This is a genomic window from Shewanella basaltis (assembly GCF_023283885.1).
Lineage (GTDB): Bacteria > Pseudomonadota > Gammaproteobacteria > Enterobacterales > Shewanellaceae > Shewanella > Shewanella basaltis.
Window position 1 is genome coordinate 67,286 of record NZ_JAKILA010000005.1, and the last position, 14,160, is coordinate 81,445.

Annotated in this window: 10 protein-coding genes; 5 read left to right on the plus strand and 5 right to left on the minus strand. The window is 41.6% G+C overall.

All coding sequences use genetic code 11. The features are described 5' to 3' along the window. Positions 1 to 231: 231 nt before the first annotated feature. Both L2703_RS05560 and ppsR read right to left on the minus strand, forming a co-directional pair. Positions 232 to 1,296, minus strand: a complete 1,065-nt coding sequence (locus tag L2703_RS05560; protein ID WP_248970136.1) for a 3-deoxy-7-phosphoheptulonate synthase — start codon at positions 1,294 to 1,296, stop codon at positions 232 to 234. 203 nt (positions 1,297 to 1,499) lie between these two features. After that, positions 1,500 to 2,312 carry a posphoenolpyruvate synthetase regulatory kinase/phosphorylase PpsR gene (ppsR, locus tag L2703_RS05565; protein ID WP_248970137.1) on the minus strand — a complete coding sequence of 271 codons (813 nt, stop codon included), beginning with the start codon at positions 2,310 to 2,312 and terminating at the stop codon, positions 1,500 to 1,502. Between the two features lie 127 nt (positions 2,313 to 2,439). Between ppsR and ppsA the strand changes: the two genes are divergently transcribed. From ppsA to L2703_RS05590, 5 genes are all read left to right on the plus strand, one after another. Then, positions 2,440 to 4,809 (plus strand): phosphoenolpyruvate synthase, encoded by a 2,370-nt coding sequence (ppsA, locus tag L2703_RS05570; protein ID WP_248970138.1) that lies wholly within the window; start codon positions 2,440 to 2,442, stop codon positions 4,807 to 4,809. 129 nt (positions 4,810 to 4,938) lie between these two features. Further along, on the plus strand, positions 4,939 to 7,986 hold the full coding sequence (gene ydiJ / locus L2703_RS05575; RefSeq protein WP_248970139.1) for a D-2-hydroxyglutarate dehydrogenase YdiJ: 3,048 nt from the start codon (positions 4,939 to 4,941) through the stop codon (positions 7,984 to 7,986). 21 nt (positions 7,987 to 8,007) lie between these two features. After that, positions 8,008 to 8,448 (plus strand): DUF1285 domain-containing protein, encoded by a 441-nt coding sequence (locus L2703_RS05580; RefSeq protein WP_248970140.1) that lies wholly within the window; start codon positions 8,008 to 8,010, stop codon positions 8,446 to 8,448. A 127-nt stretch (positions 8,449 to 8,575) separates the two neighbouring features. Beyond that, positions 8,576 to 8,995 carry a MarR family winged helix-turn-helix transcriptional regulator gene (locus tag L2703_RS05585; RefSeq protein ID WP_248970141.1) on the plus strand — a complete coding sequence of 140 codons (420 nt, stop codon included), beginning with the start codon at positions 8,576 to 8,578 and terminating at the stop codon, positions 8,993 to 8,995. Between the two features lie 576 nt (positions 8,996 to 9,571). After that, positions 9,572 to 10,789: a class I SAM-dependent methyltransferase gene (locus L2703_RS05590; RefSeq protein WP_248970142.1), complete on the plus strand. Its 1,218-nt coding sequence runs from the start codon at positions 9,572 to 9,574 to the stop codon at positions 10,787 to 10,789. Between the two features lie 97 nt (positions 10,790 to 10,886). Here the strand turns inward: L2703_RS05590 and L2703_RS05595 are convergent, their stop codons facing one another. From L2703_RS05595 to L2703_RS05605, 3 genes are read right to left on the minus strand one after another with little or no spacing between them, the layout of a single operon-like run. Next, a complete protein-coding gene (locus tag L2703_RS05595) occupies positions 10,887 to 11,963 on the minus strand; it encodes an OprO/OprP family phosphate-selective porin (RefSeq protein WP_248970143.1) in 1,077 nt (358 codons plus the stop codon). Then, positions 11,960 to 12,583, minus strand: a complete 624-nt coding sequence (locus L2703_RS05600) for a DUF4956 domain-containing protein (RefSeq protein ID WP_248970144.1) — start codon at positions 12,581 to 12,583, stop codon at positions 11,960 to 11,962. The genes L2703_RS05595 and L2703_RS05600 overlap by 4 nt, the downstream gene beginning before the upstream one ends. 1 nt (position 12,584) lies before the next feature. Next, positions 12,585 to 13,382, minus strand: coding sequence for a polyphosphate polymerase domain-containing protein (locus tag L2703_RS05605; RefSeq protein ID WP_248970145.1), 798 nt, complete (start codon positions 13,380 to 13,382; stop codon positions 12,585 to 12,587). Positions 13,383 to 14,160 lie beyond the last annotated feature (778 nt).

Sequence of the window (14,160 nt, forward strand, 5' to 3'; positions counted from 1 at the left end):
TGATCTCTTTTAGGCTGCGTCATTAACCCCAGTACAATGAAAATGACTGCAGGTGTCGTCATCTACATCAACGTGATTTAAAACCGAAATGAGAGAGGCCGCATTTAATTTGCTCCCATAAAAAATGCCAGTCTGTATCGATTGGCATTTTTGAAGATGTATGCTTATTTGCAAGCATGCTGATGCTTGCAAATAGGTGAAACCGACTTTTTGCGTGTCAGTTAACCAAACTTACTGACTTAGCAAGTTTTTACGATCGCGGGATGCCTTGGCTAATTCCCGTAGTAATTTTTCAGAGTCAGCCCAGTGTAAACAGGCATCGGTAATGCTTTGCCCATATACCAAAGGCTCGCCTTTAACGACTTTTTGATTACCTTCAATCATAAAGCTTTCTGCCATAATACCTGCAATTGCAGTGCTTCCCGCACGCATTTGCGTCATGATGTTGTCGGCAACCTTTAATTGATTTTTGTGCTGTTTTTCGCTGTTGCCATGGCTAAAGTCGATCACCATGCGTTGCGTTACACCCACTTGCTCAAGCTGTGCGCGTGCTTGTTCAATATCTTGTGCAGAATAATTAGGTGTTTTACCGCCTCGTAAAATAATGTGGCCGTAAGGATTACCATGAGTACGGTAAACTGCCATGGCACCATCTTTATCTGGTGAGTAAAATATATGCGGTACCTGTGCGGCACGTACCGCATCTACTGCGATATTGATATTACCGTCGGTACCATTTTTAAAACCTACTGGGCAAGACAATGCCGACGCCATTTCACGGTGAATTTGGCTTTCAGTGGTACGAGCACCAATGGCACCCCAAGTGATAAGATCGGCAATATACTGGCCGTTTACCATGTCTAAAAACTCGGTGGCAATCGGTAATTTAAGTTCAGTAATTTGCTGCAGTAATTGGCGCGCCATGCGCAAGCCCTTATTTGGGCTAAAGCTACCGTCTAAATCAGGGTCTGAAATGAGGCCTTTCCAACCCACAATGGTACGTGGCTTTTCAAAATACACTCGCATTAAAATACATAAGTCGTCTTTTAACTCATGGTGAAGGGCTGCGAGCTTTTGTGCGTATTCTAAGGCCGCTTTAGTGTCGTGAATTGAGCAAGGGCCAATGATTACTAATAAACGTTGATCATCGCCAGAAATAATCGCTTCAACTTCGCGACGTTGGGCTACTAGGTAGTCTGCTGCGTCCTGAGTTAAAGGATATTCTGAAGCCAACTGAGCTGGAGAAATGACTTTGCTTAATAGGGTTGTTCTGAGTTCATCTGTTTTAATTGTCATGCATTTTACCGGAAAACGTGAGATGCATTTGCATCGTATTGCTCGGGATTATATACCCAAAGAAGTTAAAGATGCGAGGCTTAGCCCAGGATTGTGGTGACTAAAAAACAGATTGCTCTAAAAGCTAAAGGCGAATCACGCTAAGTTGAGTCGCCTTTTTTGGGGATATATGCGCTATATTATTCGAATTGATTGTTTAGCTATTAGAACATGTGACGTTTTAGGCCGGTAATATCGAGGATTTTTGTGGCTATTTCTTCGACAGAATGGTTTGTTGTGTCAACAAACGGAATGCGTTCTCTTTTGTACATCATTTCCACTTCTTTGACTTCCATACGGCATTGCCTCAAAGAGGAGTAACGGCTATTTTCCATGCGACTTTGTCTAATTTCATGTAACCGTTGTGGGTCGATAGTTAAACCAAACAGTTTCGATTTATTGCTTTTTAGTGCCTCAGGTAACTTTAAGTTATCCATGTCATCTTCGGTAAATGGGTAGTTTGCGGCCTTTATACCAAATTGCATCGACAGGTACAGGCTTGACGGCGTTTTACCGCAACGCGATACCCCTAATAAAATAATATCGGCTTTATCCATGTGTTTCATGGTTTGGCCATCGTCATTTTCCATCGCAAAATTAATGGCATCAATACGGGTTTCATAACCGTGATTACTTTTACCATGGGTACGGTGTAAAAGTGGTTTTGCTTGCACCCCTAGGTGTTGTTCGAGTGGCGCAACAAAGGTGTTCAAAAAGTCATAATCGACACATTCACTTGAAAATATCACATTACGGATTTCAGGATTAATGATTGAGTGGAACACAAGGGGTCTTTCGCCTGTTGTAATAAAACAATCATTTATTTGTTGTTTAACTTTTTGCGCGCGCTGAATGGTTTCGACGAAAGGAATCGTAAGTGCTTCAAATTCTATAGGAAATTGTGAAAGTACAGCATGCCCAAAAACCTCTGCTGTGATCGCGGTCCCATCTGAAATGTAGAATACTCTTGGTGTCATTCTGACCTCTTGTAGTAATAAAATTACAAATAAAATTATAGATTTACGCGTGTTGTATGGGAGTGTAAGATGCTATTGCCCTCGTGTGAAGTGGCCACTGAAATAAAAAACTTGCGGAGATAAAACTGTGCAGCAATACGTACTCTGGTATCAAGAATTAGGCATGGGTGATGTAAACAAGGTTGGCGGAAAAAACGCATCCCTTGGTGAGATGATCAGCAATCTGGCTAATGCAGGGGTTCAAGTTCCTGGCGGTTTTGCAACGACTTCTCATGCGTTCAATGAGTTCCTTGAACAAAGTGGAGTTAACCAGAAAATTTTTGACATTCTGGCTACATTGGATGTTGATAATGTCAATGAACTGGCAAAAGTAGGTGCACAGATCAGACAATGGGTTATTGAAACCCCATTCCAGCCTGCACTTGAAGATGCAATCCGTGAAGCTTATGAGCAGCTGTCGAGTGAAACGCAAGACGCCTCATTTGCGGTACGTTCATCAGCAACCGCTGAAGACATGCCAGATGCATCGTTTGCGGGCCAACAAGAAACATTCTTAAACGTTAAAGGCTTTGATGCTGTCATGCTGGCCATTAAGCATGTTTATGCGTCTTTGTTTAACGACCGAGCCATCTCTTATCGTGTCCATCAAGGTTACGAACATCAAGGTGTTGCTTTATCTGCCGGCGTACAACGCATGGTGCGCTCAGACAAAGCCGCGTCTGGTGTGATGTTCACAATGGACACTGAATCAGGCAATAACGATGTGGTCTTTATTACTTCATCTTTTGGTTTAGGTGAAATGGTTGTACAGGGCGCGGTTAACCCTGATGAATTTTATGTTCATAAGCCAATTTTATCTCAAGGTCACGATGCTGTGGTGCGCCGCAACATTGGTAGCAAGTTAATTCAGATGGTTTATTCTGATGACGCATCTCATGGTAAACAAGTCAAAATTGAAGACGTCGCAGTAGAGCAGCGCCGTACATTCTCCATTAATGATGCTGAAGTCATGGAGCTTGCAAAGCAAGCGATGATCATTGAGCAACACTATGGCCGTGCGATGGATATCGAATGGGCAAAAGACGGTAACGACGGTAAGTTGTATATTGTTCAAGCGCGTCCAGAAACCGTTCGTAGCCGTGAAGACGTACAACTAATTGAACGTTACCATCTTAAAACCAAAGGCGATGTGATTTGTGAAGGTCGCGCTATTGGTCACAAAATTGGTACTGGTGTTGCGAAAGTATTAGCGTCAATTGAAGATATGGACCAAATTGAGCCAGGTGATGTGTTGGTAACAGACATGACCGATCCTGATTGGGAACCTATCATGAAACGCGCCAGCGCTATTGTGACTAATCGTGGTGGCCGTACTTGTCATGCTGCAATTATTGCACGTGAACTGGGTGTACCAGCGGTGGTGGGCTGTGGCGATGTGACTGACCGTATTAAGAGCGGCGATCTCGTGACTGTCTCATGTGCAGAAGGTGACACAGGCCTGATTTACTCAGGCCAGCAGCAATTTGAAGTTATTACCAACCGTGTTGATACCTTACCTTCATTACCAATGAAGATAATGATGAACGTGGGTAACCCAGATCGTGCCTTCGACTTTGCTCGTTTACCTAATGAAGGTGTGGGTTTAGCGCGTTTAGAATTTATCATTAACCGCATGATCGGTATTCACCCTAAAGCATTACTTGAATTTAACGACCAAACCGCTGAGTTACAATCTGAAATCAATGACATGATTGCCGGTTACGACTCACCAGTTGAATACTATGTTGCTCGCTTGGTTGAAGGTATCGCGTCTATCGCATCGGCTTTCTACCCGAAAAAAGTGATTGTGCGTATGTCAGACTTTAAGTCTAACGAATACGCTAACTTAGTAGGCGGCGATCGTTACGAGCCAGACGAAGAAAACCCAATGTTGGGCTTCCGTGGTGCTAGCCGTTATATTTCTGAATCATTCCGCGATTGTTTCGCATTAGAATGTGAAGCGATTAAACGCGTTCGTAACCAAATGGGCTTAACTAACGTAGAGGTGATGATCCCATTTGTGCGCACAGTAAGTGAAGCGTCACAGGTGATCGAGCTACTTAAAGAGCAAGGTCTAGAGCGTGGTAAAGATGGTTTACGCGTTATCATGATGTGTGAATTGCCGTCTAACGCCTTATTAGCTGACCAATTCCTTGAGCATTTTGATGGTTTCTCTATCGGGTCGAACGATTTAACGCAGCTTACACTAGGGTTAGACCGCGACTCAGGTATTATTAGTCATCTGTTTGATGAGCGTAATGATGCTGTTAAAGCATTATTATCAATGGCCATTAAAGCCGCTAAAGCCAAAGGTGCTTATGTGGGGATTTGTGGACAAGGCCCATCTGATCACTCTGACTTTGCCGCTTGGTTAGTCGAGCAAGGCATCGACACAGTGTCATTAAACCCAGACACAGTGATCGATACCTGGCTATATCTCGCCCAAGCACATGGTTAACCTTGCTTAAATAGTGTTTAAAATTGCACTTCAACCTGCAATTTTATCAAGTTGTCATAAAAGCCGCTTTTTAGCGGCTTTTTTTTGTTTATAATGACAGCAATACATCAATAAAATAATAAGCCCTCTATGTTACCTTTGCTATCACATAAACAAACATTAGAACCTATCTATCTTGAGTATCTTGACGCGCTTGAACAAAGTGAGTTTGAGGGTGAAATAGACAAGCGTTACAGTGCGCGGCTTATCCAGGCGACCGATAATTCGGTTTATCAATTTTTGCCGCAAGCCGTGATATACCCTCTGCATCAACAGGATGTTGAACTGGTGTTATCATTAGCAGCACAAGCTAAATACAAACAGGTTACTTTTAGTGCTCGTGGTGGCGGTACCGGCACCAATGGCCAATCGTTAACTCACGGGCTGATTTTAGACGTTTCTCGTCATTTAAACCAAGTACTTGAAATTAACGCCGAAGAAGGCTGGGCTAGGGTACAAGCTGGTGTGGTAAAAGATGCATTAAATGATGCACTGCGCCCGCACGGTTTCTTTTTCAGTCCAGATTTATCAACTTCTAACCGGGCGACTATCGGTGGTATGGTTAATACAGATGCCTCTGGTGCAGGCTCATTGGTGTACGGTAAAACCTCAGACCATGTTTTAGGTATTACCAGTGTCCTGATTGATGGCAGTGTACTGAGCACAACGCCTCTAGACCACACTTCGCTTGAGCAACAACCTTTTGGTGATAATCAATTAGCCAATACCATTGCCAGCAACATCGCACAACTGTGCCGAGCAAAACGCGACACGATTATTGAACGTTTTCCTAAATTGAACCGCTTTTTAACGGGTTACGATTTAAAGCACGTGTGGAATGATGAATTAACACAGTTTGACTTGTCACGTATTTTAGCGGGCTCAGAAGGTACTCTCGCTGTTATTACTGAAACCAAGCTTAATTTAACGCCGTTACCTAAAACCCGGATAATGGTAAACATCAAATATGATTCATTTGAATCAGCGCTGCGTCATGCTCCATCGTTAGTGCAAGCCAACGCAACCGTGGTTGAAACGGTCGACTCCAAAGTACTTAACCTAGCCCGTGAAGACATTATCTGGCATTCGGTTGCCGAACATATTAAGGCTGTACCCAATAAGATCATTGAAGGTCTTAATATGGTGGAATTTGCTGGTGACGATGATGAAGTTAAACACAAAGTTGCGCAACTAGAAGCCATGCTGACCGAGCAATTAGCGCAGCAGCAATTTGGTTTGGTGGGTTTTCAAGTCATTGAGAATCGTGTAGATATTGACAGTATTTATGCCATGCGCAAAAAGGCTGTTGGATTATTAGGCGCAACCAAAGGCAGTCGTAAACCCTTGGCATTTGCTGAAGATACAGCCGTACCTCCAGAAAACTTAGCCGACTACATTATGGAGTTTCGTGCGCTACTGGACAGCCATCAGTTACAATATGGCATGTTTGGCCATGTTGATGCGGGCGTTTTACACGTACGGCCTGCACTTGATATGTGCGATCAAGCCGACGAAAAACTGTTAAAAGTGATATCTGATCAAGTTGCGGCATTAACGCTTAAATATGGCGGATTAATGTGGGGCGAACACGGTAAAGGTGTACGCGGTGAATACGGCCCAGCAGTGTTTGGTGATGAGCTTTATGGGGCGCTTGAGCAAATTAAAGGCTGGTTTGACCCTGATAACAGGCTTAATCCTGGCAAGTTAGTGGCACCACCACAATCTGGTCCATTAATGTACAATGTTGACAGTGCCAAACGTGGCAGTTTCGACAGGCAAATTCCAATCCAAACACGTAATGCCTTTCCCGATGTGATGAATTGTAACGGTAATGGCCTGTGTTTTAATTACAGCAGTTATTCACCTATGTGCCCATCGTTTAAAGCAACAGGTGATAGGGTGCAGTCGCCTAAGGGCCGCGCAGGGTTGATGCGTGAATGGTTGAGATTATTAGAAGCAGAGGGCGTCGATGTTGATGCATTAGCAAAGTCAAAATCCCTAGGCTGGATGCAACGTACTCAAAACACCCTTAATAACCAACGTGATTACGACTATTCACATGAGGTGATGGAGTCACTTAAAGGTTGTTTGGCTTGTAAAGCATGTTCAAGTCAATGCCCAGTAAAAGTGGATGTGCCAAAGTTTAGAGCGCAATTCTTTAATATTTACTATAAACGCTATTTAAGACCTGTTAAAGATTATCTGGTTGCTGGCATCGAAGATTCATTGCCTTTAATGGCGACTATGCCAAAAGTGACTAACTTTGCATCGCAAAATCCACTTAGCCAATGGGTAATTAAAAAAGCCATTGGTTATGTTGATGCACCTAAATTATCGGTTCCTACACTGAAACAGCGTCTAGATGGCCATGCTAGCCGCGGTTATGATTTAGATGCATTAAGTGCAATCCCTGAGGCCGAACGCAGTCAATATGTATTGGTGGTGCAAGATCCGTTTAACAGTTTTTACGATGCAGGTTTGGTATACCGATTTATTCAATTAATTGAAAAATTAGGTTTTAAACCTGTGTTATTGCCCTTTAAACCCAATGGTAAGCCAACACACATTAAAGGCTTTTTGGACAAATTTGCGAAAACAGCACAAGATAGCGCTGACTTTTTAAATCGTGTTTATGGTTTGGGTATGCCAATGGTGGGTCTCGATCCTGCATTAGTGCTTTGCTACCGAGACGAATATAAAGAGGCATTAGGCCAACGTCGTGGTCCGTTTGAAGTTAAATTGGCCAATGAGTGGCTTATGTCGGTTGTATCTTCTCGTGACGGTGCCGCTAAGGTGACTGAGCAAGCACCGCAGTTTACTTGGTTTAGTCATTGCACCGAATCAACAGCAAAACCCAACACGGCCAATGAATGGAAAGCCATTTTTAGTCATTTTGGAGCCAAATTAAATAGTGTAAATTTAGGCTGTTGTGGTATGGCAGGCACTTATGGCCATGAACTGGATAATCTTGAGCGTTCAGAGCAATTATTTGAAATGTCTTGGCAACCAAGCATTGATAAGATTGCTGAAAATAGCCAGGTATTAGTTTCAGGTTATTCTTGTCGTAGCCAAGTAAAGCGTTTTGCAGGCTTTAAACCTCAACATCCAATTGAAGCATTGCTTAAGCTAATCAATTAATGCACTGATAAGGCATATAAAATGGCACATGAAAACACGGCATTAAACGCATTTACCCATCCAGATGGTGTCGCTTTATGCAGTGATGATGTGCTGTTTCATATTCAGGAAAATGGCGATTGGCTGTATCTTAACAGCCCATTGCCAGCCAAATTTGCGGCACTGTTTAGCCGTATCTTGCATTGTATCGATAATGAGTATTACCTTATCACCCCAGTTGAAAAAGTCAGAGTTAGCGTCACCTCTTATCCATTAATGCTGGTGGATTATCATTTACCTGAGCAATCAACCGACGAATTGGTCTTTAGCACCAGTATTGGTACTGAGTTGGCTGCGGTAAAAATACAAGACGTTCATGTCACAGATGATGGGATTTATATTCAATTAATCAGAGGGTTAGTTGGTCAGCTAAATCGTGCTTGCTACTACAGGTACATTAATGATTACTTATCTTTTGACTAAAATAGCTTCTCTTAACGTATAGAAATGGTAATCTAAAACTGTTCAAGTGTGTTTGACATTGTTATTGATATTTGGATTCTAGGCTTGCCGGGAGTCAACACACGGATGACGATGTAGGAGGTATCATTTGAAACGTTATGAAAGTTTAAGTTACCTGATTGCCCATCTTAACATTGCCTTACAGCAAGAACTTGATACGCGTTTAAAACGCTATGAGTTAGACAGTAAACTGTGGCCTGTATTGTTCACCCTGTGGCAAGAAGAAGGTTTGAGCCAAACAGAGCTGTCTAAACGTTGTGACGTGGCCAACTACACCATGACTCGCTTGCTTGATACGTTACAGGTGCAAGGGTTTATAACCCGGCATCAAGAAGCCGACAATCGTCGCGCTTTTCAAATCTTTTTAACCGACAATGGCAAAGCACTAGAGCAAGACTTAATTCATGAAGCCCAATGGGTTAATGAACGCTTTTTAGCTGCACTAACTCAAAGCGAGCAACAAGAGTTTATGCGTTTGTTGAACAAGGTCAACACATTCAGCTTTTAAGTACTTGCTATTGGTTATACCATTCCGGATTAATAAGTGACCACTCAGAATGCGTCCAGCGGTTTTTGATTAAGGCGTCGCTATGCAGTAATGGTTGTTCCCTTTCAAATAGCGAGAACGTAAAGCAAAAGCGGCTGGGGCATTCCTTTCAGGCGAGTTTTAAAAGGGCTTACACTGCGTTGCATGACTTCGAAAGAGAAAAACTATTCATTCAGTCATTCGCCTTGTTTAAGCCCTTTTAAATTCTCGCTGAGAGATCACTTACTAACGCGGAATGGTATTATCTCATTACACGCGGATATACAGGTAGTTTAGCGTGTCATTGACTCACATGAGGCTCATGATGTAACGGCACTTCTTGTAACTGCAATCCTTCTAACGGCACTCTTTGTAACGGCACTTCGCCTCCGTGTTGTTAACCTTAAGATAAAGTGTGTATGGCGTAAGCATGATTATTAGGCATATAGTACCGCTTACATGGTGTAGAATAGCGGGTCTTGCTAATGCATTATACAATATGATGCAGATATTTAGGTGCTACAGCGCTTTAATGATTACACGTAAAATGAGATTTTAATGTCAAACCTTACTTCTTCTGAACTCAATAGCTTTGTGCAAGAATGCGTAATTGCATTAACCGACAACACCTTACAGCGTTTGGTATTTTCTAAATACCGTGGCGATGACAAAGAGCTTAATCGTATTGCGGTGCGTAGTGTTGAGCTTAAGGATAAACGGTTTGCATCCTGTCTTTATCAATATCGTACTAACCATATCACCAAAAATGTTGAGATCTCTAACGCTGGTGCTCTTTTTGAGCAGTGGTTGCTGGGTGACTTTCAAAATGCACACTTAACCACAATAGAGTGGGAAGTGCAGTTGAGTATCAGTAAAAAAGGTAAAGTGCTCATTAATAAGTACCGCAATAAAAATGCGCCCAAATCCAGCGATAACACAATGCCTGGGGCCGAGATGGCAATGTCGCATAACCGAGAAAAAAAGCGCTTTGTTGAACAACATCGGCCTTATTTGCACGAGTTGGGTATTACCGATGCTGTCGGTGACATTATTCCGTCAATGTCTAGAAAGTGGAAGCAAATCAATAAGTTTATTGAGGTATTATCGCGTGCTATCGATAACACCGGCCTTGCGGATAAAAATGAAGTACACATAGCTGATTTTGGTTCAGGTAAAGCGTATTTAACCTTTGCAGTACATGATTATTTTACTGATAAACTCAAAGTAAAGACACAGGTGACAGGGGTTGAACTGCGTCAGGGCTTGGTTGATTTATGTAACCAAACGGCAAAAAAATTAGCCTTAACAGGCATTAAGTTTGAGCAAGGTGATGTACAGCATTTTAAAGCTCAAGGTATCAATATCATGATTGCCTTGCATGCGTGTGACATTGCCACAGATTATGCTCTGCATATGGGGATCCGCACTGGTGCTGAGATTATTATGTGTTCGCCTTGTTGTCATAAACAAATTCGACCACAAATGCAAAGTCCTGCAATGCTAGCGCCTTTACTGCAACATGGTATCCACATGGGGCAAGAAGCCGAGATGGTGACCGATGGATTACGTGCATTGTTGCTCGAGGCGCATGGTTACGACACCCAGGTGTTTGAGTTTATTTCACTGGAGCACACCAGTAAAAATAAAATGATATTAGCCCAAAAACGTAAGCATTCACTGGATAATTCAGCCACTTTAGCTCAAATAGCAGGCATTAAAGCGTTTTATGGTATCAAAGAGCAGTGCCTTGAAACCTTACTCACTCAAAGTCAATAAACGCTCAATTTATCAATATGAGCTTTCAATCAACACCATTAAGACACTCCATTATTGAAGTGTCTTAATGAGTGTTATCGCAATCTGTATTTATTCACTAAAAACTGTACTGCGCTCTAAAAGCAAATGCATTGTCATAGCCAAAGGTTTCACCATCATCTTGATGCCGAGCACGAATCACATTCGCTTTGAACATCAGATCATTACTCACAAGGTAATTTACGCCAATTGTCAGCGTTTGGGCTTTACGGTTTTCTTGCTGTAATGCAAATTGGCTAACTCGCCATGTCAGCTCCCAGTCGTGTTTGGCTTTGATTGTGCTTAACTTGCCAGCTTTGTAACGACGGTTTTTACCCGAAAGGGGATAACTCATTTGGTAATAGCCGCCCTGATAGTGGTAATTGCCACGGGTTTCGTCGTCGGTATCTGTCTCGATCCATTCAGCCATAGACACGACACCTAAGTATTGCCACATCAACTCAACACTGGACGATGACATTTCTTGTGCATTTAAGCGAGTACCCTCAAGTAACGAGTCACTTGAATACACTTCTAGCGTTTCATTAATCCTAAATTCATCCCCTTTGAGTTGCCTTTCACTGAATGCTGAACCAAGATGCACAAAGTTGTCATTATCATCCACCAAAGCCCAGGTTAACCTACCCGTGACGGCATTACTGTTTTGCGTATTGTCATCCTGAAAATAGCCTAAACTCCATGTAAAGTCCCCTGGGCTACCGTCAAGTTTTACCCCAACACTGCGCCCTGGTGCTAGTGCCTGCGTCACCATGCTACGTTCAATCATGAAGGTATCGCTTGAGCTGGTGAGTTTTTCCAAACCAAAGGGTTCTTTTTGCTGACCGACGGTGATGTCGGCCCAGTCAATTGCTTTATATTGAATATAGGCATCTTTAATATTGAGTTTGCCATCAGCAATATCTACCTGAAATTTACTTTGCCAATGATCAGTTAATTTGGCTTTGGTGCTCAATCTTGCACGGCGAATATCTGTGCCATTGTTTGAGTGTTGCTCATCTTCAAGGAAAAGATCAGAAAACTGATCATGGTCGACCATGATATAACCACCCAAGCTAAATTGCGGATATTCTGTGGCATTTGTGCCGGTGGCCAAAACGAATAAGGCCGGTGCACAATAGGAGGCGAGTTTTTTCATGATTTTGCCTCCACCGGATTGCTAGTGTGAGTGGCGATAACTTGTTTTTGGCTGTCGGGAATGTAATAAACGCTAAGTTCGGCAGTGTCTCTTAAAAAATCAATGTGGGCTATTTCAACATTGGTGATATCTAATCCAGTGCGTTCACGCAGATCTGCTAATAATAAGGCTTTATTTTTAGGCTTGATGTTCTCAATACGTTCGTATGAAATACGTTGAATTTTATGATGCCCTTGAAAGAAGCGGGTATCGACTAAAAATGCAATAAAACATAAAAAAGCATTGATTAAAAACAGCACTAAGGTGGGTAATTTACTCACTGCGCATAGCAGTGCAATGGCTGTAACCATGAATAAGTAAGTCATTTCTTTTATCGAAATGGTGTCGGTGCGATAACGCAACATACCAAATACGGCAAACAGCCCAAATGCAAACTCCATCGACATATCAACGCCATGAAGCAAATAAGTAATTAAAAATATCCCAATACCAAATAATACAAATGAGCCGGCTACCGTGGCATTTTTATTGCTGCGAAAATAACAGCCATAACACAACATGACAATCGATATAAAATTAACGATAAACAGTACAATAAAACTGGAGGTGATCTCGGTCATGTTAATGACTCCATAATGCAGTATGTTGGTTAGATTGAGTCAATGACGAAAGCTTCATCAATGTGGGTTTAAAGCGATTGTATTTAATGGTTTGCTGATGCAGTAGTATGCAGCCGATACAGTATTTACTGAATGCCGTTGGCGCAAAATAGTGTTGCGGCATTAACTGATAAAATGGCGAGTTTTTTGAATGCTTTAGTTGTTTTAATTCCACAATAAAAAAACCGGTTAGATCGATGCGATCTTGTCCCTGTGACGATTGATACCATAAATTAAAATCGATTGTTAAGCGCTCAGGTAATGCTTCATTGGCCAGTGCTATTCGCTCGTAACCACCTTGTTGTGATACACAAAGTTGAGCAAAGTCATAACCTAAATGCTGCTGAATAAAACCCTGGTTATTCAATGCAGATTGCTCGTTGTTATGACAACGGATCCGGCTTTTAATGGTGCGTTTATGGTTATTTTTAAATTTAACTTCAAGGTATTGTGTTTGAGTGTCGAGATAAGTGCGTTTACGTACTTTAAAGCGGTTTAGTTTGCCGTTGTGATGATCTTTGTAAAAGCTCATTTCATGGGTGTCAAAGTACTGGTTAAAGTAGTTTGAAGTACACTTTCCATTAATTTTTAATACGCTGTAATGATCACGCGCTGCTAACAACAGTGTGGGTAAATATGCCAAGGGTAAAATGAATTTAGAATCCACTCTATCTTGTAAATTTGCATGTGTTAAGTCGTCAAGGCTATGGCTATCAAAGTGCGATAGTAAGTGTTCAATATTATGATTAATTATATTCATTTGAGTTACTTATCATTATTAGTTTATTTTTACTCAGCTTGTGTCTAATTTCTTATCAAGAGGCTCAACTGAATGCTGAAGTGCCATAAGTTAATATTCAGTTGCTATTGGTTATATTCGTAGGTCTCCTGTTAATGATTGGCAACATAACTTTTAGATGAGTGTACAAAGAGATTGTGCAGAAAATATGATGTAACTGTGGAGAAAGACTGTAGATGTTAACTTTTTAATGATGTGCAGCTAAATAATACGCATCATTGAGGCGCATATTATGTTTATATTTTTATAAAGACTTATTGATTGATTGAAAGTCTTAATACCATTTCTCTTTATCGTCATATCCATCATCATTTTATTCGGTCTATTACCAAGTCGATGTTTTTAAAGCATCTCATTTTTTGAGGGGATTGACCTATTGTTAGGCGATCTCGTTTAGCTTTCGACTTGCACTGTTCTTATCACTTCATGAGCACAATTTTGGTGCGCCACTTAATGGAATGGCACTCTGTTAACTGCGTTGAGCTCGGTTTTTCCCTCTCCTACATTGTATTTAGTTAACCTACAACTTGAATTTTTAAAAAAAATGCAACATCAAATCGTTGTAAGCTTTTGTTAAATAACAACTTAAATTTAAGTGTTAAATTTTTTGTGTTTTTTTATTGCTAAAGTGATTGACGAGGAAAAATCTAAGTGGGAATATGCTCAGTAGTTGAGCAATTGCTTATTTTGGGGTGCAAGAGCTCAACAGGTTACTTTTTAGTGATGATTGTCTAGGGGA

Bases quoted from the DNA above. Each gene is read 5' to 3' on its own strand.
- L2703_RS05590 (WP_248970142.1), top strand. From the start codon at position 9,572: ATGTCAAACCTTACTTCTTCTGAACTCAATAGCTTTGTGCAAGAATGC.
- ppsR (WP_248970137.1), bottom strand. From the start codon at position 2,312: ATGACACCAAGAGTATTCTACATTTCAGATGGGACCGCGATCACAGCA.
- ydiJ (WP_248970139.1), top strand. From the start codon at position 4,939: ATGTTACCTTTGCTATCACATAAACAAACATTAGAACCTATCTATCTT.
- L2703_RS05605 (WP_248970145.1), bottom strand. From the start codon at position 13,382: ATGAATATAATTAATCATAATATTGAACACTTACTATCGCACTTTGAT.
- L2703_RS05580 (WP_248970140.1), top strand. From the start codon at position 8,008: ATGGCACATGAAAACACGGCATTAAACGCATTTACCCATCCAGATGGT.
- L2703_RS05560 (WP_248970136.1), bottom strand. From the start codon at position 1,296: ATGACAATTAAAACAGATGAACTCAGAACAACCCTATTAAGCAAAGTC.
- L2703_RS05595 (WP_248970143.1), bottom strand. From the start codon at position 11,963: ATGAAAAAACTCGCCTCCTATTGTGCACCGGCCTTATTCGTTTTGGCC.
- L2703_RS05600 (WP_248970144.1), bottom strand. From the start codon at position 12,583: ATGACCGAGATCACCTCCAGTTTTATTGTACTGTTTATCGTTAATTTT.